Raw genomic sequence first — 25,873 nt, forward strand, 5'->3', positions numbered from 1 at the left:
ATTCAGAGATGAATACCCTGATGATTCAAACGAAAATGCTACCCACCAAATTCAAATCTAGCTATATTTCATGAATTTACCACAACCTTTCTCTTATTCCTTGTAATTTAAGGACATAGAAATGTGAAAAAGGAGATTTACAGATATTCTCTGAAACTGTTAAGCCAAGTAAAATAATACTCTTAGGTTTGTTGTTTTAAATGAATCTCATGTGAGTTCGCAAATTTGTGCCGGCCTATGCTCATGAAATTTTACAGGGTACTTTACCAATTTATACTGTCACGCAGATATCGCGTAAGCTTTAAGGGTTTGTCATTATTGTCACAACCCGGAGCGAAACTAATTTTTCCAAATCACCAGTCGCATATTGATCCGCAGCTTATTGCTGTTGAGTGTTACAAGTATTCAGACATTGTGCCTGTTGTCAATGAAAAGTATTTTAAAATTCCGGTGGTGAGATTTTTTTTAAAAAAATTTAATGCCGTTGCCGTGAGTGATTTTAAAGGAGGTAATCGGGATCCGCATATTCTGAAAAAAATATTCTCAGGTGTTATTAAAGCGCTGGAAGAAGGCAAGACGGTAATCATATACCCTTCAGGCCAGGTTCAGGAAACTGCTCTTGAGCGTATAAAAAATAAACAAAGTGCCTACACCATTGTCAAGCAATTACCTGATGGAACAAAGGTATTAGGACTGAGAATCACCGGGCTTTGGGGTTCAAGTTTTTCATCAGCATGGACAGGGGCTAAACCTATTTTTTTGAAAAGATTTTTAATTGGAATAGGGTACTTTTTTGCCAATCTGATTTTCTTTTCACCAAAAAGAAATGTGGAGTTTGAATTTACTGATATCACGCAAGATGTCATTAGAGAAGCACAAGGTGATAGGCAGTCATTCAACCAATTTCTGGAGACATTTTTTAATCATAAGGGCGAAGAAAAAGCCTATTTTGTCAGACACTTTTTCTTTTTGCCGGGGAGAAAAAACAAAGTTTAGTTATCCTGAATTCCAAAATTTGATTTGGATTGCGCTCAGTTTTGGTGTCAGTTCACTCTGCCTTTGAGATCAGAAAGGTGTGAAAATTAGTATCACCAGAAATATTCCAACTGATAAACACCTTCACTTGAATTGGAGACCAGAATCAGATTTCCAACCAACAAGGCATCTTTCGCATTTCTGTTTACGAAAGGCCCGTTTTGTTCTAAAGGATAAATATCAAAGTTACCTGTGCCGCCATCATTGAGAAAAACCATACCCGGGTTTCCATCATATCTCGGAGTTTCAATTTCTGCTTCATATTTATTTCCAAAAGCCATGAAGTCAAGATACGGATCATGGTTTAAGTGAAGCGGAATAATTTTATTGATAGGTCCGATTTGCGCAAAATTGCTGAACGGAATGAAATCAAGTTTACCATCATTCCACATGAGAATACCGCTGGCAAACTCAGTGGCAATTTCAGGATCAGTAGTAAAATTAAAAATCTGATCAACAGGCGTAGTTGCAAATGCTTCGTAAGTCTGAAAACGTTGTTTAATTTCCGGAATCTGATCAGATAAACAACCACGTCCTCGCACAGGATGAAGCACACCTCCAAAATATTTTGTCAGCACCAAATCATGTGTTCCGTTTTTATCAAAATCTTCCAACCTTGCTGAAAGAGGAAATTCAGCAGATGGATGAAATTTATTATTCAACCCAACATTACCCAACACATACTCATGTATACCATCACTGTTTATGTCTACCGCAGTGATGCAATTCCACCATCCAAATAATTTTTCACAAGAATTTATTTTCTCGGTCTGAACAAATTTTCCGTTTTGATTTTCAAAACACAAAGGCTTCATCCATTCACCAACAATGATTAAATCATCATCACCATCTGCATCAAAATCTGAAAATGTACCATCCGTGATCATACCGGCAAATTGCAATTCAGGTGCAATTTCTTTTGTTTTATTAGTGAATTTTCCTTTATCATTTAGTAAAATATATGACTCAGGTTTGAGTAAATAAAATCCCGGCACTTGTCTTCCAAGCACAATTAAATCCTGATCACCGTCTTTGTCAATATCATGGGTTACTACTTTTTGTCCGCTTGCATTTATTTCAGGCAATGCGTTGATGTCTCGTGTGAAAATTCCTTTGCCGTTATTGAGATACAAACGATCTTGATAGAAAGGAGAATACGCTTTATATTCATTACCTCCACTCACTACATAGAGGTCTTGATCACCATCACTGTCTGCGTCAAAAAAAACTGAACCGGCATCTTCAAACATTGAATCCTTTGCAAAAGCATCTTGTTGAATTTCATCAAAACCTGATGAAGTTTGCATGTATAATTTACCTGCCTTATCGCGCGTGCCTCCAACATAAAAATCAGACAAGCCATCACCTATAATATCACCTGCGGACATAAAAGGACCCAATTCAGACATTTTATGCGGCAACAAAACTTCTGTTGCAAAATCATCAAATGGTATTTCAGAAAACTTGCTGAATTGTTTGGATGATGAGGGCAAATTGAAAAGTGGTGACGGAGTTTCAATGCGTGACTGTGAGTAATCAACAAGGAGAGTTGAATTTATTTCTAGCGATCCAAGTGTGGTTTGCTCTGTTGCATTCCAAATAATTTCTACACTTCTTATTTCTGTTGCATCACCCAACCCAAAAATTAAAACAGGTTCGCATGATGATGCATAGCCGCGCGATGGATAAAGTTCTTGCATCAGGTTAGATTGATCAGTATGAACAATTACTTTAGCCCCATATGCGAAAGGATTATTGACTGATCCTTTAAGTGAAATTTTCAGATATTTATTTTCATTGAGTTTGTTCTCTAAAATTTGCACCGGTTCATTAATTGCCGTAATCACAAGATCAAGATCACCATCATTGTCTAAATCTGCATAAGCCGCACCGTGTGAATTGCTACCCATGGTAATACCCCATTCGGTTGATACATCTTGAAATGTCAAATCTCCTTTGTTTTTATACGCGTAATTAATTTCATGTGATTGCGGAATTTTTGAAAGCATATCCATACAATTAAACGGATTGGGTTTTGTTGCCATGTAATCTTTCAGTGTTGAGGTAAAATCTTTATTTCTCACTTCACGTAAATAACCGTTGGTTACAAATAAATCTTTCCATCCATCTTGATCAAAATCTGCAACTAATGGAGCCCAGCTCCAATCAGTGCTTGCTATACCTGATAGTTGCGCAATTTCTGAAAAATAACCGGTGCCCAAATTAAGTTGAAGCATATTGTACATGTATTGATGATGATATCCTTTGGCCACATTGTCCCAGAATGTTGCAACATTCATTGCACCCATATTGGTTTTTGATTTGGCGTAATCTTTATTTGACATATCTAACACAAATAAATCAGCTGCCAAGTCATTATTAAAATCTGCAATGTCAATTCCCATGGAGTATTGTGAAGTATGTCTTACTCTATCACGCACCTCATTTTTAAATTTTCCATTCTGTTGATTGATGAACATAAAATCAGGCGTATCATAATCACTGGCAACGTAAATATCAGGCCAGCCATCATTATTCAAATCACCAACTGATGAAGCAAGACAAAAACCAAAACTCAACAGTCCGCTTGCTTTTGTTACTTCCGTGAACTTATCACCATCATTTCGATAGAGGCGGTTTGAATGAAAGAGTTCAGTATAGGGAATCTTGTTATAGATATCCATGATGGATAGATTTTCACGATGATTAGTTACAAAAAGATCCAGATCACCATCCATATCATAATCTAAAAAATCTGCATCCATTGATCGTCCGGGATCATCAATGCCGTATTCTTTTGCTTTTTCAGTAAAGGTATTATCGCGGTTATTGATGTAAAGCAAATTTCTGAAGTTCACTTTTTCTGTTTGACCAAGACCATGTTTACAAACATAAATATCAAGCCAACCATCTGCATTCACATCTGCAAAAGAAACTGCGGTATGCCAACCGGAATGATCTTGTTGGGGGAATGCTTTTTTGGTGATATTTTTAAATTTCATATTGCCCAGGTTGATGTAAAGCTGATCATATCCCAGGTTTGATGTAAAATAAATATCTGCTAAACCATCATTGTTGATATCACCGGTTGCTACCCCTGCACCATTGTATAAATTATCAAAATAAAAATAATTGAGGCTGTCATTCTCAATCACAGAATTTTGAAAATCAACTTTTGTTTTTTTGGGTGAGAGTAATTCAAACAGTGGTTGGTTGGATTGAGCTTGTGAGTTGATGAAGATGATCAAAAGCAGAACTATGGAATTAAATTTTTTCATACGCATGTGGAACATCAGAAATTTTTGTGGAAGCGGAAGAAATTCTCTGTTCAAAAAAATTCCAGTTAATCAAATATAAGAATTTATAATGCCTTTCAGCGTTTACCCCACCAGCAAATTACAACCTCGCAAGTCAGCATCATCAAAACGGCCGGCAATTTCAAATTGATTTCCGTTCACTATACCAAGATCTTGTGTAGCAATAAATGAACATGACCAGATATTAGCCAGATCAATTACGTTGATACCTCCGGTTTTTCCTTGAATTAATTCAAAAGGATCATTGTATTCACGCGTGAGTATTTTCATCCAAGGCGGACAGGTGAAAACTCCATCTCCCTTTGACCAGGCTTGTGACAATAATTCTGTCATACCATACTCAGATCCTATACTTTGAGATTGAAATTTTTCTTTGAGAATTTTATGCAAATCTGATTTGATGAGTTCTTGTCGCCTCCCTTTCATGCCTCCGGTTTCAATGATGAGTATGTTATGCAAATCAGGCTGACATTGTTCAGCCAAATCAAGCAATGCATAAGAAACGCCAAGTAGCATGACCTTGTTTTTTTGTTTTGCTTTTGCCAGTTGGTTTGGTAATGTATTCAGATCATCTAGAAAAAATCCGCCTTCATTCCCGGATGCTGTGATAAGTTGTTCAACCATGTAAAGCAAGGAGGCATTTTTATTTTCATGATATGAGGGCAGCAAAGCAAAAATTGAATAATCTGAAACCGGTCCAAAAAAAAGTTCAAATCCGTTGAGCAATGATTGATTGTACAGTTCAAGATCAGCAACCAGGTGGCGGCTCAGATTGTTTTTAGTTGTACCACTGCTGTAAAAGGTGGTTTCTACTTCAGCCGCGCAAACTACCTCATGCGTTTTAAAAAATGATATGGGTAAAAACGGAATCTGAGAATAATGCTGAATATGATTTACCGATGAATGAATACGCTCAACATATTCTTTATACACCGGATTAGCAGCCAACTGAAACCTGAAAATTTGCAGGGCAACATCATTAAAATCATCATCTGATTTAATGGAAAAAACTTTGTCGTATGGTACCGTTGATTTCAGGTTAATTGTGCTGCTTAATATTTCTTTGTAAATTTAGGGCATAAATCAATTCATTGCGTTTTGTTTTGTCAACGAAAATATATTTTCTTTTTTCTGGTCATCACCGGATTCACTTTGTCATCATGCTTCAAGGGTGAAGAATTTCCGATTGAACCAATTATCAGCGAACCAGAGTTCATTAACATGACAGACAGCGCCGTGATCAGATTTCACTTCACAGATGGAGACGGGGATGTTGGTTTGAGTGATACTGAATTGGATCCGCCTTATGATAGTTCATCTTACTATTATTATAATCTCTATCTTGATTATTATGAAAAAGACGATGCATTGGGTTGGATGAGAGGAACTGATTTGGCCGGTGATTCAATTTCATTTAAATATAGAATGGAGCGCATTGCAGTGAAAGGCAAGCAACGAGGCATGAAAGGCACCATTGCTGTAGCATTGAATGATTTTCAAAATCCATTTTCAGATCAGTCTGATACCATCAAATTTACCATTAAACTCATTGACCGGGCCCTGAACGAAAGCAATGTTTTGGAGACTGAAGAAATTGTGCCTTGATTTTTTGTGGGGGTGGGGTAGTATTGAGTTTAGAAGATTGTTAGCTGCAACCCAATGACAATAGAACAAGCAAAACAGAAAATTTTGACGACTATTAATTCTGACAAAGAATCAGTTGACCGCTATGCTATTGACGACAAAAATATTGTTGACCACGATTTCGCATGGTATATACCTTTTCTGAGTAAGACACCATCTGAAGAAATATATGGCGGTGCTTGGAACGGTTTTTTCGTTGACAAAAAAACGGAAGAAATGTTTCAGCCCGGTTCTGGTTTGCCATTAGAAAGATGGCTTGTTGGCTTCAAAATCGGTCTTCGTTACGACAAATACGACCTACATATTCAAAATATCAAAGACAAAAATACTAGTATTCTATACCTCAAAAAATTGAATTTTCAGTATTATACAGAAGAACGCGAAGGCGGGACTATTTGGAAGATTCCAAAATCATTTTCGAATAAGATGCTTTTGGAAAGACTTCAGAGTTTACCAACAGTTTTCCGGAATCAACGTTTGACATTTAGCATTGATACCTTCGAACAAATAATTCAGTCAGGAGCATTTGAATTTAAATTGGACCCGAATGTTTCATCTGACAATACAGTTGGAGAAAACCTAACTAGAAAAGGCAGCAGCTAACACCGCATGCTATGTAAAGCCTCAAGCCCTGATCTCAGCGCTCACCATGGATTTGGTATGTCAAAATTATAATTTTTATTTTTTATGCTGTTAATTCTTGGAAAATTGTGTTGGCATTTTGTGCCGGAATTTTTCACAACCAAAATTTATAAATCGAAAAATATTTTGACTTGACACATTAAAGGTTGAGCAAACCGGGTTGCAAATTTTGATCGTCGTGTAGGCGCAGGTCGCGACCTGCGCCTACGTTATGGATTTTCATTTGCAACCCTTACGCGTGACATCAATATCCTTTTGCATAATTTGATTTTGAGAAGATTTCCAGCACAATTTTTATTCTCAAACACCAATTCACTTTTATAAAACCTCAAATAATCATCGCTTAAAACTCGTTTAATTGATTAATTTTAGATTGGTGGTTATCTCAAAAGAGGTTTTTGGACAGACTGCCGTTATAAACCATTCCAAAAATATTTCGAATTTCACTTGACTTTATGTAACTTTTAAGTTACCTTTGTGTTTTATAATTAAAAAGGTTCGTCACGTTATAGCATATAAGAATTACTTCGAAGACTTCTTAAAGTCGCATCCGAAGAAAATTCAAGACAAAATCTATAAAGTCATTGAAATTATTGAAACCTTTGAGCGTGTTCCGAACACATACTTAAAAGTATTAACAGGAACGGACGGACTGTATGAAGCAAGAATTAAATTAGGTTCAAATATTTGGCGAGTATTTTGCTTTTTTGACGAAGGAAAACTTGTGATTCTTTTAAACGGCTTTGCAAAAAAGACGGAAAAAACACCTTCGAAGGAAATTGCAAAAGCTGAAAAATTAATGAGTGAATATTACCAAGAAAAAAAACGAAAATGAAAAACACAAAAGTTGGAGCGACATAAAAGACAACGTATACGGAAAAAAGGGTACTGAGAGAAGGGATCAACTTGATCGTGATACCGAAACATTTAAAATCGGACTTCTCTTGCGCGAATCTCGTGAAAAGAGAAATTTAACTCAACAAGATTTAGCCGAACTCGTTGACAAAAAACGAACTTATATTTCACGCGTTGAAAACGACGGAAGCAATATTACTTTGAGAACATTATTTGATATTGTTGAAAAAGGACTTGGTGGTAAAGTCAAAATCGTAATTGACTTGTAAAAAACGGTTTATAACACCACATGCTAAAAGTAATGGCGCTTCGGTTCTCCAATTTTAAGTGTTTCATAGCAGCAGCGCCGCACAAAAATTTTTTAAACACTCCCGATGGCTATCGGGATTATTAAAAAAGTTTTTGTTCCGCTTGGTGGGTACTTTTAAGTTCAGTACTTTTAATCAAGGTTGCGCTACTACTTTTATGCGTAGTCCGTTATGCTTAATTAATAAAAATGACATGAAAAATAAAATTTTCGAGAAAGGAAAATCCTATTCACTTCCACTTCAAGGTTATGTCATTTCAAGTATCAGTACCATGGGACAAAGAATCGAATTATCCGAACAAGGAACTAACTCTGCAGAATTTGTATTGGAAATATTTACGGACTTTCAAATAATCAGATTTAATCAGATCAACCATATCAAGCAGAGTTCAAAGGATTCTCTGATGAAACACTTATGTTCAGACCAATATGTGATAAAACATTCTGAATGCTCAAAGTCAGGTGAGTTGCATCTTATTTTTGAGAATGAAACCGAAATTATTGTACCTGATTCAGAATTTGAAGGTTGGATTATTTCCAAATTTACTACAAAACAAATTTCGAATACGTGGGTTGTAGGCGGAATTGGAACGACAACAATTTTCTCGACAAATTGACGGAATTGAAGTATGCAAGTAATCACTGATTTTTTTGAGTTACAAAACCGCGACTTATAAAAGAGAGAGAAAGTGTTAATAACTGATAAAACTAAACATAACACCACATGCTATGTAAAGCCTCCAGCCCTGATCTCAACGCTCACCTTGGATTTGATACGTCAAATAATTATTATTAATGTTATCCATTCTTGGAAAATCGTGTTGGCATTTTGTGCCGGAATTTTTCACAACCAAAATTTATAAATCGAAAAATATTTTGACTTGACACATTAAAGGCTGAGCAAACCGGGTTGCAAGTTTTGATCGTCATGTAGGCGCAGGTCGCGACCTGCGCCTACGTTATGGATTTTCATTTGCAACCCTCATGCGTAACATCAATATCCTTTTGTATAATTTGATTTTGAGAAGATTTCCAGCACAATTTTTATTCTCAAACACCAATTCACTTTTATAAAACCTCAAATAATCATCGCTTAAAACTCATTTAATTGATTAATTTTAATGAGGCGGTTGGGGTTGAAAGGGGTTTTTGGACGGACTGCCGTTATGCATTATTTCAAAGAGTACACTCCACTGAGTCAAGAAAAGTCAACATGTTCGTGAAAATTGTTTCTATTGTTTCTTTGTTATGGTTTGGCATTAGTTGCTTTTCTCAAAATATCTTTTCAGTAGATAGTCTAAGTGGCAGATACATTCTAATCGATAAATATTCGGAACTTAATGACTCGACACCAGTTGAGTATTTGTTAACTCAATATGAGTTTATTCCGAAGCGCGGTTTAATTCTTCTAGATTGTACTGACTCTACCTTCAGGTATAGCTGTTGTCATGACACACTTTCTGAAGTCGACACATTTTACACTAACAGCCATGTATTTATGGGTGTTTACCACGGATTGATAAATCAATGCGCATATTTTTACAACGAAAAACACGGGTGGGAATTAGAGTATTATACGTTCAATGAATTTGCCACGTCATGCGAACATAAGAGGGATCGTATAAAATTTGAAGGAAAATGGAAATATGGAAAGAAGCATGGCATTTGGAAATATTATCCAATCGACGGAGAGACTACAATTATTGAAAAGTACCGAAGAGGAAAACTTATACGCAAAAAAACACTGCATAACACCGCATGCTATGCAAAGCCTCAAGCTTTCATCTCTGCGCTCACCTTGGATTCGATATGTCAAAATTATAATTTTTATTTTTTATGCTGTTAATTGTAGGAAAATTGTGTTGGCATTTTGTGCCGGAATTTTTCAATAAAGTGACACTTAGTATCCTGTTCTGATATTGTCGCGAAAAATTTATTTCAAATTGAAAGCTCTAAAAAAATATTTTGTTCCGCTTGGTGGGTACTTATGCAAAATAAGCGGAATTAACGGTTGAAAATTTTTGGAATAATCAAAATTAACAACTGGTATAATTTTAATGCCTGTACTTTTAATCAAGGGTTTGTTACTACTTTCATGTGTAGTTTGAAAGCCAATTTAACGCGACAAAAACAAGTGATTTGACCTAAATATTTTGTAAATTTGAAATGGAGTAAAGACTGTAAAATATGTTCAACACGATAGAAATAGACCGAAGCAATCTGACAATAATGGGTGTTAAGTTTTCAGACTTGAAAACATTAGAAGGTACTGCAAACGCTTTGGGGAGTAATATGTTTGAAGGATTTAAACCTACGCCCAAAGGCATTGAAATTATTAGGGACTATGTAACGGGAAAAATATCCCTAGCAGAATTTGTTGCATACGCCAAACAAAAAGCCTATGTCTAATTCCTACAATTACATAGACCCTGATTACACCTACACTGACCCTAAGACAGGTGTTTTAAGGAATTTACAGGATATACCGATTCCGATATTTTGCTCTTTGTTGAGAGCGGTGCGCTAACAAAACGACTTCAAGATCTTTACGAGGATCCAATAAAAATAAAAGGGATTGAAAGCCTCTTTGAAATTCATAGATATTTATTTCAAGACATATATTCTTGGGCAGGAGAAAAAAGAACAGTTGAAATTAGCAAAGACGGCAAACAGTTCTTCCCTACTACCCACTTTGACAACGCTTTCAGGTATATTGACCAATTAATTGCTGGGTTCAAGAAAATTCCGAAAGTCAATAAAAAGCTACTTGCAGAGAAATTGGCGGAAATTTTGGATAACGTCAATTATTTACACCCATTCAGAGAAGGAAATGGACGAGCACAAAGAGAGTTTTTAAGACTGTTGGCTTTAGAAAAAGACTTGAAACTTAATCTCAATCCTCCAAACAACAGAAGTGTTTACGAACAATATATGAAAGGCACAATTGAAAGTGACGTGCAGACTTTGACAGAATTAATTGTTGAACTAATTGGCACGAATGATAAATAGAAAAACAGCTTATATAAAGCGCAACATTTGTACCACTCTTGTATAAAAATCAGTGAAAGAAAATCCTCTCAAAATCCTAAATTGAAAAAGATATTTTGCTTAAATTCATTTATGGTTGAACCAAACGGGTTGCAAATTTTGATCGTCGTGTAGGCGCAGGTCGCGACCTGCGCCTACGTTATGGATTTTCATTTGCAACCCTCACGCGTAACATTAAAACGCTATTGCAACATTTGGGTTTATATTAATTCCACTGCATCAGCATTTTCATTTACCACAAAAAAAAACCGCCATCTTGTGAGATGACGGTTCTTTAAAAATCTGAAAAAAATCTTAGCGATTCACAACAATCTGAACATCTTTAGAACTTCCATCTTCCATGGTAAGTTTTAAGGTGTACATACCTGTTGGCAATGATGTAACGTCAATAGTAAGCATGGCGTTGTTCATGGTAATGTTTTGCGTTGAAACAATTTTACCGGTGATGTCAACCACGGCAACTGAAATGTTTCCTTCACATTGTCCAAGCGGAATGTTCACTACCTGATTTGCAGGATTTGGATAAGCTGTCAAATCATTTTGCGGAAGCTCAACTAGTCCAATGGTATTTACATCTTGAAAATTGATTGTTACAGCAGGTGAAAGATCAGTGCCGTAGCCTGCAGGATACCATTGACCACCATCAATACGCACCATGTTGATTGGTTGTAAATAGGTTTCAAAGTTCCAGTTATAATCTAGGTCAGAATCGTATCCCGGATAAATAGCAGGTGAATAAAGATTCAGGCAGAACAAATAACGCATATTGTCTTCAAGCGGAATATATTCTTCAAATTCTACATATACATTTTCACCTTGCAGGTTGGCTGTATAAATATATTCAGCTGAGGTAATGTCGCTGATGGTAATATTATTTAAGTCTAATGCCACATCATTGATATCTGCGAAAACATCAGTCCACTCATACACGGTGATTTCAACAAATTCACCATCTATGCTGGTTGCTGTTGGATTTTGTGAAGTACCGGCTGAGAAAGTCATCCCTCTTGCAAATAATCTGCTTGCATTTGGATCTTGAAAAGCAAGACACGTTTCAAGTGAAGTAGTAGAACCATTAAACAAGTTTTGTGTGTTTACCGGTTGTAATGTTACATCATTAACCTGACCATACGACCAAAGTGAATCATTGATCATAAAATCAGCTTCACGTTGGTTATCATAGGTTGATTCATCTAATGGAGTCATGTCAACAGTGTAAACCATGTCATAATATCCGTTTGCATACGAAGTTTGAGAGAAAGTTGGAAGTGAAACAAAAACTGAATCACCAGAAAGCAAATCAAATGGAGCTGAAGTTTCATCATACACATTTGAAGCACCCAAATCAATCATACAATTTAAGGTAATGCCTGTTTGATCATTGCTACCATAGTTTCTTACCCAAGTACCAATTTCAATTTCAAACTCGGTGTTATCTTGACAAAGCAATTGTACGTTAGAGAAACTTTCAGCACGCAACAAATCAGCATCAGTAAATCCTAAGTCATCACCATAAAGTCCATTTTTTGAACCGATGAAAACGGTAGTGTTTTCAGCTAAAATTTCAGGACGTAATAAAGCACCGTCAGTATTAGAAATCATGATAACCGGAATGGTTACATTGAGACCTTCAGCACCACCACCCATTGCAACCGGAGCACCGGCGGCATTATTGATAATGATCACCGCAATGGCACCTTGGTTTTGCGCGTTGAGTGCTTTTAAACCAAACTCACAGCTTCCACGGTAACATACTGCTACCTTTCCGGTGAGGTTATTAACTGCAGGGTTGCAGCTCAATGAATCAGCAGAGGTACCATCATCTACAAATTCCATTATACCTGAAACTGCGTTGGCAGGGTTGGTCATATCAGGCACTGCCCAGGAAGTTCCTTCAGCATAAGTGAAGTCATAGTTGCCTTCATTTGGAGATGGAGCCTCCACATAGCAAATAATCTGCGCAGTACTCATAAAGGAGATGAGCATTGCACTTGCAATTAGTAAAACTTTTTTCATGGTTTTTCAGATTTAGTAAATTTTCAAGGACAAATTAACAAAATTCAAGCGAATTAAGAAACATTAACTTCATGAAGCCTTGTTGAATTTTTCACATTTCTATCACTAGAGTTCTTTAAACTCCCTGAACATGCACTCTAGCACGGCACGACATTTTTTTAGAACAAGGTCGGTTTTTTGCTCATCGGCGTATGCGCTTTTAAGCAAATGCTCATTAATCATCTGATACACGGTATATCCTGATGAATCTTTCCACCCATAAGATAAAGTGGATGTGCACAGCGCCCATTCAGGTGAATTTGGATTCATCAAATCTTTACTCCAATGAAAATCTTCACTGTTTAATTTGAGTTGATTTAATAATGTTTTAGCAAGATCTGCTTGTGATCCAATTTTATCAATCACCATTCCCTGACATTCAGGTTTTATTGCGCCTCCCCAGAGAAGTAATGGAATATGAAAATATTTTTCGTCATACGTGTCTGCATTAATGATATTGGTTTTGCCATGATCTGAAATCATAATAACAAGCGTATTTTCATAGTCAGGTAATTTTTTAATCTCTTCAATAAATTTATGCAGATGTTCGTCAGCGTAATGCATGCTGGTTACATAACCATCACCATCATATCCTTCAAATGGATCACAAGGCATGTCATAAGGCGCATGCGTACTTTGAGAGAACATACCATAAAAATACGGTCGTTTGGCTTGTTGAATTTCAGATAAAAAATACGGGAACATGGCTTCATCATGAATGCCTAATTTTCCCTTGGGTTGCAAGTTCAAATCATTTTCATCAACCAAACGATCAAAGCCTACATCAGATAAATATCCACCAATATTTCCATACGAAAGAGAACCGCCAAAAGTATAAAACGTTCTATATCCTTCAGCTTCTAAAACCTGGTTAAGGCTGGGTAATTTTCTGCATTTAGCAGATTCAGTTGAAATGGAAATTCCAGCAAGTGTAGGATAACCACTCATAATAGCCGCGTGCCCAACTTCTGATGTTCCGCCGGTTGCATAGATCTGGGAAAACAAAACACCTTCAGTACATAATTGATTAAAGTGTGGCGTAATTCCTTTTTCACCTCCCAAGGGTTCTATCATTTGTGCTGACCAACCTTCAAACGTAATGAGTATGATGTTTGGGCGATCTGTTGTGAAAATATAGTTGACTGAATCAGCCGGTGCGGTTGCATACACTTCATCACGTAATTTTTCTGCTTCATCAACCGGTAAATTATCGTAGTATTCTTCCAAATCAACTTTCAGATACGCGTATGACATGTGTATAAAATTCCATACCGGATTTACTGAAATATCATTCACTAATCTTGATTGAGAATAGTACGCATCTGTAGCGCTGACCGGAATTTCCTGCACGCCCCCGCGCACACCCAAACCAATGAGTGAAGTGCCAATGAAAAAATAAATCAAACCGGTTCCAATCTTTTTTGTAATGCTCAAATCAATTACGCCCAGATAATTTTTGCGGAATAATTTCACGTAAATAAACCAAGCAAAAACCAATTCAAGTACAAAATACAAAATGAACCAGTAGGTGTATGAGCCTGATGAGGTGCGGAAAATTTCAGAAGGTGTAGTAAAATGAATCCAAATTTTGGAAGACAATTTGGTTTGCCATTCGTAATAACTCACAATTTCACTGGCTGCAATTAATGATGAAATTACGATGAGAGTCCACATCAAAATAAATATCACCCGGTTAATGATGCGAATTCCTTTCTCAGTTTTAGGAAAAAAAGCAAACAACGAAATCAAAAACGGAAGACCAATCAAGTAGCTGATACCTGAAGCATCAAGTCTCAAGGCATGCCAGGGCAAAATAAACAAATCAGCGTAATGACCTTCCAACTCACCATAAAAATGAAATACAAATAAGATACGCTGAAAAGTAAAAATCAACAACCAAATAATGAAGAGTCTTAAAGGAAATAATAGTTGTTGTTTCATTTGAAAGAGTCTGATCTTGGCAATGGTTATCTAGATATTTAGATTTCGTTACGTTATTGTTCGTCCGGCAAAAATACACATAGTTTGGTCACCACGTGATTTCAGTCACCATGAATTCACGCCTAGCGCCGTAACTTTGTAAAAAATTGAGATTATGAGCAAGTTTAGAGACCTCATACAATCACAAAAATTGGTTTTGGCAGATTTTTCTGCATCATGGTGTGGACCATGTCAAACCATGGCGCCTATTTTAAAAGATGTTTCATCACGTGTTGGTTCAAGAGCCAGAATTGTGAAAATTGATGTAGACAATAATCAGGCACTGGCAGCAAAATTAAATGTACGTTCAGTGCCCACATTGATTTTGTATAAAAATGGTGAACCTATTTGGAGACAATCGGGCGTGTTGCCGGCTGATCAGTTGGTGAAGTTGATTGAGGGGTATGATGGGTGAGGGATTTAGTAACAATTTTGGTGTTAGACGTTGATATTGTATTTGCGGGTTGTAAATTAAAATTCCTACTATGGTATCGTTTATGACCGCCGTCTAGATAAATACCAATCCTTGCAAGCTTTGCGGCCAGATATTGTTTTATTAATTGACCACTGATTTAATTGCTTTAAATGTCATGCAATAAAACAATGATATCATATATTGAATTTAGCCTGCACAAACTCATTCGATCACCAACTTCATTGTTTCATTTCCAGATTCAGTTTTGATGTATACAAAGTATATGCCTGCCGATAATTCGTTCACTGAGATGTGTGTTGATATTGATTGTATCAATTCGGTCTTAATTAAAACCCCATTAATAGTGTAAAGTTCAAGCACGGGTGAGTCTGATAATATAAAAGCATCAACCAGTAAGATAAATTCATCATCTGTTGGATTAGGATAAAGCTGCACACTCATTTTTTTATCATCTTCCTTAACTGTTTCAGCCGGAACAGTTTCTCCTTTGTGCTCAGTTGATTGATTCATTTGATTTTTTAGAAAGAAATCTGAACCGCACGCTTGTGAGGGATCAATGTAGGCATGAAAGTTTGAACCCGGTTCTACAGAAGTACCAGTACTCAGCACCACTGCGTGTCCGGCACTGAAGTCAACACTCGTGCCATTTTCTATCAACACATCTGAAGACAGCAGGGTGTTGTTAACATGATAATCTAGTATGTAATCATTCTCAACAAATGAATAGTTATTATCAATAGATGTATTTGTACTAAGGGTTTTATTTTCTACAAAAAGATTGGGGCAATTTCCTTCAATATTGAATAGGGTGATTTGTCCTTCAAAATTTCGGAACACAAGTAATTGTTCGTTGAATGAGTTAATACCAAAATTTCCGGCTATCAGTGTACTGATTTGCTGCTGTGGGTGAAAATATTCAGTATATATTTTTTCTATCCCCGTTGTTTTTACTTTGAATATCATCATCTGACCATCAGTAGTTCTATGTGCCACCAACTCATCTTGTGCATCACCGTCAAAATCACCGGCTGTAAAACCAGACCAGTTATTACCTGAACCTAAGCCTGAATATGAATGAATAGGAACAAATGTTGTACTGTTTTGATCAAAACTATAAATAGTAATTCCGCTTGTTTCATCTAACACTGCTACTTGTGGTCTTGAATCAGTAAGATCAAACTGACCTGCTGCAATACCTCTGATTTGATTAAAACCGGTAGAAAATATTGCAGGAGATAATTGTATCATTCCGCTGTAATAGCCAATAAAATATAAATCTCCACCGGTAGATATGGCAAGCGCCTCATCTCCCGGAAGTGTGCTAATGAAATCATATCCCGTTATACCTTGCCATAAGAATGATGATGCAACTGATTGTTCAGAAAAAGTGCTTGCATTGACCTTTAAAAAATATACTGACCCATCACTTTCAAGTGCAAATAATTCATCACCATTGTGATCAGCAGGTGCCATTGATTGATCAAAATTTCCACCTGCAATTCCTTTCCATTGCACAGTGCCATGCGGCGCACTTGATCCCTGAACCCAGCAATTGCCGGATGCATTTGGATTTTCACAAATTGACGGTGTGTACAAATAAAAAATACCGTTGCCGGTTACACTTTCATCAACGGTAATGAAATCAAGTTTCTGATCATTATTAAAATCACCGCAGGCTAAATTGAAAACAGAACTGGCAGGACTACTACCACGACGTACGGCAACGGGATTAAATTTAAAGTTTTCATTGTTGATAGATTGTGATTGGTGAAACGTGCTTTGCAGAATTGATAAATCTGCCATGGTTGCTAAATGAGCCTCGCCGGCAATGTATGAGCCATAGATAGAACCCTCACAACTATAATCAGACATCATTTGAAAAATGTACGGGTTGTAATCAGCCAGAAAAGCATAGCGAGAGATGCCGCCGGTATTGCAAATTGCACCAGTGAGATTTGAACCTGCCGTAGTTTGGTAAAAATCTAGAGGCTGCTTATAAACACTGAATACAATTGTATTGGCAAATTTTTGCATGTCAACAAGATCAAACAATGGGGCACCTGTGCTGTTATGAGTGATTCCGTTTTTGTAACAGATATCTGCAAACTGCATGGTTAAATAGGCGTGTCCAACATCCTCAATGCATTCAGTCGAACCTGCTGTCCAACTATAAAACCAAGAGTAATACGGGTAATCAATACCATTCACAACTTTTACATTTTCTTCAATCCAAAAATCAACCAATTCTGCAATTGCAACTGTTCTATCATAGTAGAATTGTTCACCTGTAATCAGGTACATCAAGGCTATGGTTCTGCCAAATGACGTATTGCCATTTAAATACTCTACGTGATAATGCTCTTTGTCAATATTTTCATCATATTCCCATCCCCAATTATCAATGAGGTTATCGGCATCTTCATGATATGCAATTGTTTCAGAAATTCTGCACCTCAACCAAAAGGCATAATCACTATAAGTTTGTAAATTGGTTGACGGACACCCGGTTGAAGCAGGCACCGTTTGCGCCTCAAGGGGTAATGGCTCATTTTGCAATGCCATAAATGCAGGGTCACTTTGCATGTACCAAACAAATAATGCCATGGGGTAGGTGATTTCTCCGGATTGGACGGGGGCAGGGGAAACTAAAATACAATCACATGGATCATCGATATAAGACCACGCCTTATTTGTTATTTCAATTTCAGATAAACTTTCTATCGGTTTTGTGCAGAACTGATAGTCCTCGAAACACCATGCGTCTTCAGCAATTGGCATCACCACAGGAAAAAAGTTTATCAACAGGTTTTGAATTGACAGAATATTATCATCTCTCCTTTCCTGCACCCGTTTTGTATGAATTATAAACTGATCCAAATATTTTTTATCGTGCGTTGCCAAATACATATTCATATAACCTATCAAAAAAACAGACTCATCATTGTGAATTTTGCTTGCTACATTGCTATAATAGGATGCACCTTGACCATTGCCGCCGCTACTACTGAAATCTCTTTTATCAAAACCGGTACGGAAGGTTTGGGAATGAGCTATTGATATCTTCAGAATCAGGATAAAGTAAATTATATTTTTAGTAAATTTCATACTTTGTTTTGTTAGAAATATTTTCGTTGATACTATAAAAATAAACCGTTAAAATCTAAATGCCAAACCCATTGAAAATTTTATATACGTCAGAAACTCCCGTTCTTCAAGTATATGTCCTGCCGTACTCATTTCATATCGTTTAAATGGTGTAAGTTGTTTAATTGCTTGTGCGCATATTTTTAACTCAAGATGATCTGAAAGCACATGTGAATACAATATTCCGGTATTAAACAGAATATCTCTTTCGACATCGGTGAAAAAACTCTTTTCCGAATATTGTCCGGAATCATTTTGATAGGTTGTGTGGTTTTCCAATAAGTATAGAAATGACAGTCCAACAAAGGGAGCAATTTGCATTCTGTATTTATTTTCTAATATATTAATCACATATAAGAGCGGAATACTCAAGAAGGAATATGTAGATGTTTTTAAAGAGAGAGTTGTGTCAGTTTGACCCAATATTGGATTCCCTGAATTTATAGCCTTTGCTTCAAGACGATCAAATGAAATTCCACTGTGTATATTAATAAAACGTGAGTGTCCATAGGTTACCAAAATAGTTGCGCCGTATTGAAGCTGAGGTTTCGCAATCCGGTAATAATTAGTACTCGTATAAAAATCTGGAAACAAATAATTGATATTAAACATTAGGCCCAGATTCCAGATTCGATTTTTTTCTGCTATTCTTGTATCATTATCACAGATGGTGTCATCAATATTTAATAAAGGTTCAAAATATCCATTATCGAACAAACTAATTGGTGTTCTCACAGTTGAATCATAATAAGTTGGAAAAGCAGCATTCAAAGTTCCATAAAATCCCAGTTGAATATGTTTTGGTTTCGCTTTTTCCGGCAGTAAATATTTTTTTTTACAAACTGAATTACTCGCATGGTTTGGTTCATTCTTCCAATAAAGGATACTGTATGAATGATCTACAGGATAGACCGAAAATTCTTCATGACCCTTGAGAATTGTTTCATGAAAATCAAAAAATTGGGTTGGAAATCCAATTAACTCATTTGACGATAGAGTCAAAATATTATCATCTCTCCTTTCTTGCACCCGTTTTGTATGAATTATAAACTGATCCAAATATTTTTTATCATGCGTTGCAAAAAACATGTTCATGTACCCAATCAAAAAAACAGATTCATCATTATGAAGCTTACTTGATACATTGCTGTAATAGGATGCACCTTGACCATTGCCGCCGCTTGAACTAAAATCGCGGTTGTCAAAACCATTTCGAAATGTCTGGCTAATTGCTTGGTTAATTAGTAGAACTAATAAAATAGCGATTTTACTTTTCATGTTTTTGAGATTTTAACAAATAATTGATGCCAAATACAAGACTAGAATAGCGGAAATAACTCTTGTTGACAATAACGTTTCCACTCTGTCCGAGGTATTCCCATTTAAGTGGAGTTAGTGCCAAACGATAATCAATTCCAAATTGGATTCGGATTCGTTGATGGAATTGATATTCTATGCCCATCTGTGCTGATATAAAACTAGTAAAGTCTCCATTGTTATAAAATTCACTTTCACTATAAAATAATTCGTCTTCTGAAGTCTGTTTATTACAAGTTAAAACTGAACCAATAATTTTTAGACCCAAAAATGGTCGCCAATTACTATTTGGCATAAAATGATAATTAAGAATAATTGGTATGCTAATAAACTTATATTGATTTTGAATTGTGCGATTTAATACAACAGAGTTATAGCTCAGCGAAATTTCAGAATAACTTTTTAATGCTTCAATTGAAATTCCCACCCCAAGAGACATATTGCTACTAAATAACGCGCTAAATTCGAAACCAAATTGAGTTGAGAAATTTTTAAAATTTATAAATTTATCGCCAATATATGTGGCACCACCAAATGGAGATAACGCAAGATTTGTGATTTTACCCCCGGAGTTATACACTCCCTTATCTTCACTATTTCCACTCCAAGGATTTGGTGCTTGATAAATATTTATATATCCCTTCAGATACGGAGTATCAATATTGTGAACATCGCTTTTAACAATAGCATAGAATGAACGCTCTTGACCATTTCTGCTGCTAGAGTAAAAATCAAGATTGTCAAAACCAACTTCAAATGTTTGCCCTGATAAATCAATACCCGGCAAAAAAAATAGTGTGCCGAGCAATAAATTTTTATGGAAGAATTTTTTAGATTGTGACATAATTTTAATCTCTTAGAAAATAGTATGAATAAATTATTTTCTGGTAATACCAATATGGTTTAATTTTCAATTTTTTGTAAATATTCCATGCGCCGCAATTCCAATAATGAGATGCGTTGAATATAGTGTTTGACCGCGAAATGATAATTTGGTCAATGATCTTGTATGTGCAAATTCAACGAATCCTGAAAGTCGGTTATTTAAATTTAAATTATATCCGGTCAAAAACGAATAATTAATTTCTGATTCGATGCCCTTTGGATATTGAGGACTCAAAACAGAGGAACTAGTAGAACGTTCATAGCCGTTTACTAAAAAATTACGATGGACTAATCCCAAGGAAAATGAGGAACCAAAATATATGCTATTTCTTTGGTTGTTAAGTGGGATAAAAAGTAAAAGATCTATTGGAAAACCAAACTGAAGGAAGTTAAATTGATATATTCCGGAACGATATTGGACATCTCCATTATCAGTTCCCACATTAATCGAGTCCTGATAATTCGATTTATACGAAACTCTTGAAATTCGAAATCCTATTCTGAGTGAAAAATGATTATTAAAATTTATACGCATAGCTTCCGCAGCGCAAAAATTAAATTTTGCAAATTCATTTTGGTTATATTGTTCCTCCAATGAGTTATTTTGAAAATGTAAATTTCTGAAGGTGTAATTAGGTCCGGCATAAAAATCCAGTTGTAGTCTGTTCTTTTTTGGTAATGGAAGTGTATCTTCAGCTTTAGACAACAGGCTAATCAGCAAGAGGCAAACGGTTAATGCCGTGGATATATGTACTCTTGTTGTGTTCATACTTCAGGTAATAGAATTTTATATATACACTATTTCTGATGCTTCAAAGAAGCATTCTCCTTTTCCAGTTCAGTAATTCTGGTTTCCATCTTCGCCATATTTTTTTCCATTTCAATGAGGTACAAAGTCATCTCCTCAATTTTCTGCATTTGAATTTTTTGCATTTCGCCTAAATTAAGCCCGTCTTGATCAATTTGTTCAGCACTTGGCACACCGGGTAGGTGATGATTCACTTTAATAAATTGGGCAACGTCTCCCAATTTTGGCAAATGGTAATCATCATCAAAAACGTGATCAGCCCAGGTATCCTGATCAACTCTAATTTCTCGTGCACGCAACAAACCATCATCTTCTAATTGTAAAATTTTATTGCCATCATTGGCATGTACCACAATTGCATGACCCTTTCCATTATTTATCAGTAACGAAGGTTGTGTACCCGTATTTGTAATTTTAACCTCACCATAACCAGAGACGGTAAATCTTATTTCTTCAGGTGAAACACCCAGTTTTACACCAAGGTTCATTAAAGTTGCGGCATTAGACAAACCAATCACATTAAAATACGCATTGGTAGATCCAAAAGTACTCCCTGCTAAAAAAGATTTAGAATAAGTTGTACCCACTGTATGCAGTGCAAACTGCGGATCATCTGTTCTAATACCCACATTTACATCAGGGCAGGCAGTAAATAATTTTTGAGCAACCGCCCACCATTTTGCAATACCACCATTTGCAGTACAATAATCCGTAGTAATGCCTTGCGGGTTTGCAAAAGCATTCAGCATACCGTCAATATCTCCGCGTATGATATTTCCGTTGGGCATTATCAATAGAATTTCTGTTTCTGATGTGATCGTAGTTGCAGTTCCAAGTCCCTCCATTTTTACACTACCTAACAATCGTGTTGTTCCGTCAACCTTCAATAAACTGTCAATGCGTACATCACTCTTGGCTTTCAAATCACCTTTAACAATAACATCTTGTTTAAACCTTGCCTCTTGATCAACTACTAATTTTTCTTTTGCATACAACCGTTGTTGAACAACTAATGAGTCACTGATGACCGTAGGATTTTGTGCATTGAGGTAATGTGTATTTGCAAGCACAACACAAAAGGCAATTAGCGCACGCATAACGCCCTTTTTAGAAATAAGGGGGGGGGGTAAACATAAAATTTGATTTTTTATTGGATTAAACTGTGCTAATGTATTAAAATTTAAATAAACTGCAACATGATTTGTATCATGTAGTTAGGTGTAGAGTGATTAATGAATAGTGAGGTATGATTTTCGTTGACTTAGTATAGCATTGGATCAATTGGATATTAAATTGAAAATGAAAAATGTGATCTAACATAGTGCGCCTGTTGTAGCGTTATATCATCATGTAATTTTAATTGAAGGGAATTTTGGCGCATTTGTTTTTTTACCGTAATAAAAAATTAAATAATCTTTCGGTTATCTATTTTGAAGATATAAATAGATAAAACACTTTTTTGCCCACCTAAATAATTACCCTTACCTTAGTCTCTCACGTACAATCAGGTTGAGCAAACGCACCCGTTACATATTAAAAACAATGACTTTTTTAAGAGTTTGGAATTTTTTTCAACTCAGATTGTCTTATTATCTCTCTCGTGTGGTGCGCAAGCCAATTCATTGGGGATTGCCTATGGCTATTTCAATAGAACCAACCACGGCGTGTAATTTGCGTTGTCCACAGTGCCCAAGCGGACTGAGACAATTTACTCGCCCAACCGGAAATCTCAAACCGGATGAAAATAAAATCATCTTACAAAAATTTGGAAAACGCCTGCAGCACATCAATTATTATTTTCAAGGTGAACCATTCATCAATTCACATATTACGGAATTATTCAATGAAGCTCGGCGCAGAAATATTTATACCATTACCTCTACCAATGCTCATTTCATTTCTCCGCAAACGGCTGAACAAATTGTAGATTCAGGTTTGAATGAAATAATTATTTCTATTGATGGAACCACGCAGCAAACCTATGAGAATTATAGGGTAGAGGGAAAGTTGGAAAAAGTTTTGGAGGGAATAAACAATCTGGTTAAAGCAAAAAGAATGAAACAAGCAGCACTGCCCTTGATTACGTTTCAGTTTTTGGTCACCCGACAAAATGAACATCAGTTGAATGAGATAAAAAAGATGGCTGATGATTTGGGCGCTGATCGTCTCACCTTAAAAACTGTGCAGGTGTATGATGTTGAAAATGCCGCAAACCTGATTCCGAAAAATGAAAAATTTGCCCGTTACCGAATCAATAAAGATGGAAAACCAGAGTTGAAAAATATATTCCGAAACTCCTGCTGGAGAAGTTGGAGCAGTTGTGTTGTTACCTGGGATGCAAAAGTAGTTCCCTGTTGTTTTGATAAAGATGCAAAATACCAGTTTGGAAATTTGCTTGAACAAAATTTACAAGATGCTTGGAAGAATAAAATAGCTAAAGATTTTCAACAAAAAATTTTAACAGACAGAAAACAAATTGATATTTGCCGTAACTGTTCTGAAGGAAGTAAAATATGGATCTAACAAGTTAATGTATGAAAGGCTTTTACCATCAGGTGCTGCTCAACCGTGTCTCTTGGTTATCCTTTGATATTTATTGAACCCTTCGTATCTTTAGTTGTATTTTACCTTGATTCTAAAACCAGATCTATGAAATTACTATCAACCTTTACCTTGATTTTATGCCTGTCAATTTCTTTTGCGCAGGACATCAACACCATAAAAATCAGCAGTACGATAAAACGTGTCACTGTTTTTATTACCGGTGGAGAAGAACACCGCACGGCAACGGTACCGGTTAAAAAGGGAAGAAATAAATTGGTGTTTACTGATATCTCAACCGTGGCTGATACTAAAAGTGTTCAATTCAATGCTGATAAAGAATTTACCTTAGTTTCTGTAAGTTCTGAAATTGATTATTTAAGTTTTGTTGAGAATAATCCACGTATTCAAGAATTGCAAGATTCATTAAAAATTCTGCGTGACAAAGTAGTTGATCTGCAAAATGAAATGGATGCATACATGCAAGAAAAACAACTGCTGCAACAAAATACGGATATTAAAGGTGAGCAACATAATTTGTCAGTTGATGAATTGAAAGCTATGGCAACTTATTATCGCACGCGCATCATGGAACTGAATAAAATTATAACAGACTACAATAATAAAATCAATGAAGCAAATGCGCAACTATGGCGTTACCAAAATCAGTTAACTGAATTGAATTATCGTGAAACCATACGCAGCAATCAGATAATTATTTTAGTTGATGCGCCTGAAGCCGGCACCATGAATATTGATTTAAAATATGTGGTGTCCAATTGCGGATGGCAGGCCAATTATGATTTGTCTGCTGAAAATGTTTCAGGTAAAATTGGCTTGCAATACAAAGCAAAAGTTTTTAATAATACCGGGAATGATTGGAATGATGTAAATCTTGTTTTATCTACATCTGACCCTAACATTTCTGCCTCTGCTCCAACACTCACACCATGGTATCTCAATTATTCTTCTATGGGAAATTATGAAGCAGATTATGAAAAGAAAGAACAATATGTAGTACCGCAAAACAGAATGTACACACAATATTATTCTAACAGCAATGAAGTACCTCAAATTTCAAACAGCTTGGATGGATTAACTTTGGGTGATAATAACTGGGCATATAATTCAGGCATTGGAGTGCAACCGGGTAATAGCTCTGTAAGCTTTACTACAATTGAGGTGGCGCAACTCAGCAAAGAATTTGTGATTGAAAGAAAATACAGTATTCCAAGTGATTCAAAACCGTATTTGGTAGATATTACACAATATAATTTAGATGCCACATTCTCTCACAAAGCAGTTCCAAAATTAGATAAAGATGCATTTCTGCTTGCCAATATTGTTGGTTGGGAAAAACTTGATTTGGTTCCGGGCCCGGCTAACGTATATTTTGCAGATACCTACGTGGGGCAATCATACATTAACACGGCACACGTTGAAGACACACTGCGACTTTCATTTGGACGTGATGCTAAAATTGAAATCACGCGCAAATTGATGGAGGAATTCAGTGATAAAAAAGTAATAGGTGCCAACCGAAAAGATTCGTACACCTATGAAATCAAAGTAAAAAACAACCGTGAATCAAAAGTGCAGTTGAATTTATTTGATCAGGTTCCCATTTCACAAGACAGTGACATTGAAGTAACCGTTGATGAAATTTCGGGCGGAGATCATAATCTCACTACCGGAAGGTTGTTGTGGATTGTAAATTTAGAGCCCGGCCAAACTTCAACCTTCAAGTTGGCATTTACCATCAAATACCCTAAAGACCGCGTGATTACAGTGAAAAAGTACCGCACCGTATCAAGCCCTAGTTTTTAAAGGGTGATTTATATCAGTTTTTTAGACATCAA

Annotated in this window: 19 protein-coding genes and 1 pseudogene; 11 read left to right on the top strand and 9 right to left on the bottom strand. The window is 36.1% G+C overall.

All coding sequences use genetic code 11. The features are described from left to right. Window positions 1-237 precede the first annotated feature (237 nt). On the top strand, window positions 238-996 hold the full coding sequence (locus IPH66_13225) for a 1-acyl-sn-glycerol-3-phosphate acyltransferase (protein ID MBK7130306.1): 759 nt from the start codon (window positions 238-240) through the stop codon (window positions 994-996). A gap of 92 nt (window positions 997-1,088) precedes the next feature. On the opposite strand, the gene IPH66_13230 is transcribed toward IPH66_13225, so the two are convergent. Continuing rightward, window positions 1,089-4,319 carry a VCBS repeat-containing protein gene (locus tag IPH66_13230; GenBank protein ID MBK7130307.1) on the bottom strand — a complete coding sequence of 1,077 codons (3,231 nt, stop codon included), beginning with the start codon at window positions 4,317-4,319 and terminating at the stop codon, window positions 1,089-1,091. Window positions 4,320-4,415: 96 nt separating this feature from the next. Continuing rightward, on the bottom strand, window positions 4,416-5,354 hold the full coding sequence (locus tag IPH66_13235) for an acyl transferase (protein ID MBK7130308.1): 939 nt from the start codon (window positions 5,352-5,354) through the stop codon (window positions 4,416-4,418). Between the two features lie 96 nt (window positions 5,355-5,450). On the opposite strand from IPH66_13235, the gene IPH66_13240 reads away from it, so the two are divergent. The 7 genes and pseudogenes from IPH66_13240 to IPH66_13270 all read left to right on the top strand — a co-directional run bounded on the left by IPH66_13240 (window position 5,451) and on the right by IPH66_13270 (window position 10,809). Then, window positions 5,451-5,957, top strand: a complete 507-nt coding sequence (locus IPH66_13240) for a hypothetical protein (GenBank protein MBK7130309.1) — start codon at window positions 5,451-5,453, stop codon at window positions 5,955-5,957. A gap of 54 nt (window positions 5,958-6,011) precedes the next feature. Beyond that, on the top strand, window positions 6,012-6,599 hold the full coding sequence (locus IPH66_13245) for a hypothetical protein (GenBank protein ID MBK7130310.1): 588 nt from the start codon (window positions 6,012-6,014) through the stop codon (window positions 6,597-6,599). A 526-nt stretch (window positions 6,600-7,125) separates the two neighbouring features. Then, on the top strand, window positions 7,126-7,473 hold the full coding sequence (locus IPH66_13250) for a type II toxin-antitoxin system RelE/ParE family toxin (protein ID MBK7130311.1): 348 nt from the start codon (window positions 7,126-7,128) through the stop codon (window positions 7,471-7,473). Beyond that, the gene (locus tag IPH66_13255; protein MBK7130312.1) at window positions 7,448-7,762 is read left to right on the top strand and encodes a helix-turn-helix transcriptional regulator; all 315 of its coding nucleotides are present in this window, start codon (window positions 7,448-7,450) and stop codon (window positions 7,760-7,762) included. The genes IPH66_13250 and IPH66_13255 overlap by 26 nt, the downstream gene beginning before the upstream one ends. A gap of 232 nt (window positions 7,763-7,994) precedes the next feature. Further along, the gene (locus IPH66_13260; protein ID MBK7130313.1) at window positions 7,995-8,417 is read left to right on the top strand and encodes a hypothetical protein; all 423 of its coding nucleotides are present in this window, start codon (window positions 7,995-7,997) and stop codon (window positions 8,415-8,417) included. Between the two features lie 1,570 nt (window positions 8,418-9,987). Then, on the top strand, window positions 9,988-10,209 hold the full coding sequence (locus tag IPH66_13265; GenBank protein MBK7130314.1) for an antitoxin VbhA family protein: 222 nt from the start codon (window positions 9,988-9,990) through the stop codon (window positions 10,207-10,209). Next, window positions 10,202-10,809 (top strand): annotated as a pseudogene (locus tag IPH66_13270) (Fic family protein). Before IPH66_13265 ends, IPH66_13270 begins: the two are co-directional and overlap by 8 nt. Window positions 10,810-11,142: 333 nt before the next feature. Here IPH66_13270 and IPH66_13275 read toward each other — a convergent pair. Together IPH66_13275 and IPH66_13280 are read right to left on the bottom strand one after the other, a co-directional pair. After that, entirely contained in the window at window positions 11,143-12,864 is a 1,722-nt protein-coding gene (locus tag IPH66_13275) for a T9SS type A sorting domain-containing protein (protein MBK7130315.1), read from the bottom strand. A gap of 105 nt (window positions 12,865-12,969) precedes the next feature. Next, window positions 12,970-14,844 (bottom strand): sulfatase-like hydrolase/transferase, encoded by a 1,875-nt coding sequence (locus IPH66_13280; protein ID MBK7130316.1) that lies wholly within the window; start codon window positions 14,842-14,844, stop codon window positions 12,970-12,972. A 154-nt stretch (window positions 14,845-14,998) separates the two neighbouring features. On the opposite strand from IPH66_13280, the gene trxA reads away from it, so the two are divergent. Next, entirely contained in the window at window positions 14,999-15,298 is a 300-nt protein-coding gene (gene trxA / locus IPH66_13285; GenBank protein MBK7130317.1) for a thioredoxin, read from the top strand. A gap of 222 nt (window positions 15,299-15,520) precedes the next feature. On the opposite strand, the gene IPH66_13290 is transcribed toward trxA, so the two are convergent. From IPH66_13290 to IPH66_13310, 5 genes are all read right to left on the bottom strand, one after another. Continuing rightward, window positions 15,521-17,923, bottom strand: coding sequence for a T9SS type A sorting domain-containing protein (locus IPH66_13290; protein MBK7130318.1), 2,403 nt, complete (start codon window positions 17,921-17,923; stop codon window positions 15,521-15,523). 549 nt (window positions 17,924-18,472) lie between these two features. Continuing rightward, window positions 18,473-19,741 (bottom strand): outer membrane beta-barrel protein, encoded by a 1,269-nt coding sequence (locus IPH66_13295; GenBank protein MBK7130319.1) that lies wholly within the window; start codon window positions 19,739-19,741, stop codon window positions 18,473-18,475. Continuing rightward, the gene (locus IPH66_13300; protein ID MBK7130320.1) at window positions 19,731-20,624 is read right to left on the bottom strand and encodes an outer membrane beta-barrel protein; all 894 of its coding nucleotides are present in this window, start codon (window positions 20,622-20,624) and stop codon (window positions 19,731-19,733) included. Before IPH66_13300 ends, IPH66_13295 begins: the two co-directional genes overlap by 11 nt. A gap of 66 nt (window positions 20,625-20,690) precedes the next feature. Then, entirely contained in the window at window positions 20,691-21,434 is a 744-nt protein-coding gene (locus IPH66_13305) for a hypothetical protein (GenBank protein MBK7130321.1), read from the bottom strand. 29 nt (window positions 21,435-21,463) lie between these two features. Beyond that, window positions 21,464-22,570 (bottom strand): hypothetical protein, encoded by a 1,107-nt coding sequence (locus IPH66_13310; GenBank protein ID MBK7130322.1) that lies wholly within the window; start codon window positions 22,568-22,570, stop codon window positions 21,464-21,466. A gap of 445 nt (window positions 22,571-23,015) precedes the next feature. On the opposite strand from IPH66_13310, the gene IPH66_13315 reads away from it, so the two are divergent. Then, window positions 23,016-23,996, top strand: coding sequence for a radical SAM protein (locus IPH66_13315; protein MBK7130323.1), 981 nt, complete (start codon window positions 23,016-23,018; stop codon window positions 23,994-23,996). Window positions 23,997-24,122: 126 nt separating this feature from the next. Next, entirely contained in the window at window positions 24,123-25,841 is a 1,719-nt protein-coding gene (locus IPH66_13320) for a mucoidy inhibitor MuiA family protein (GenBank protein ID MBK7130324.1), read from the top strand. Window positions 25,842-25,873: the final 32 nt, after the last annotated feature.

The organism is Crocinitomicaceae bacterium, from assembly GCA_016708105.1.
Taxonomy (GTDB): domain Bacteria; phylum Bacteroidota; class Bacteroidia; order Flavobacteriales_D; family Crocinitomicaceae; genus JADJGJ01.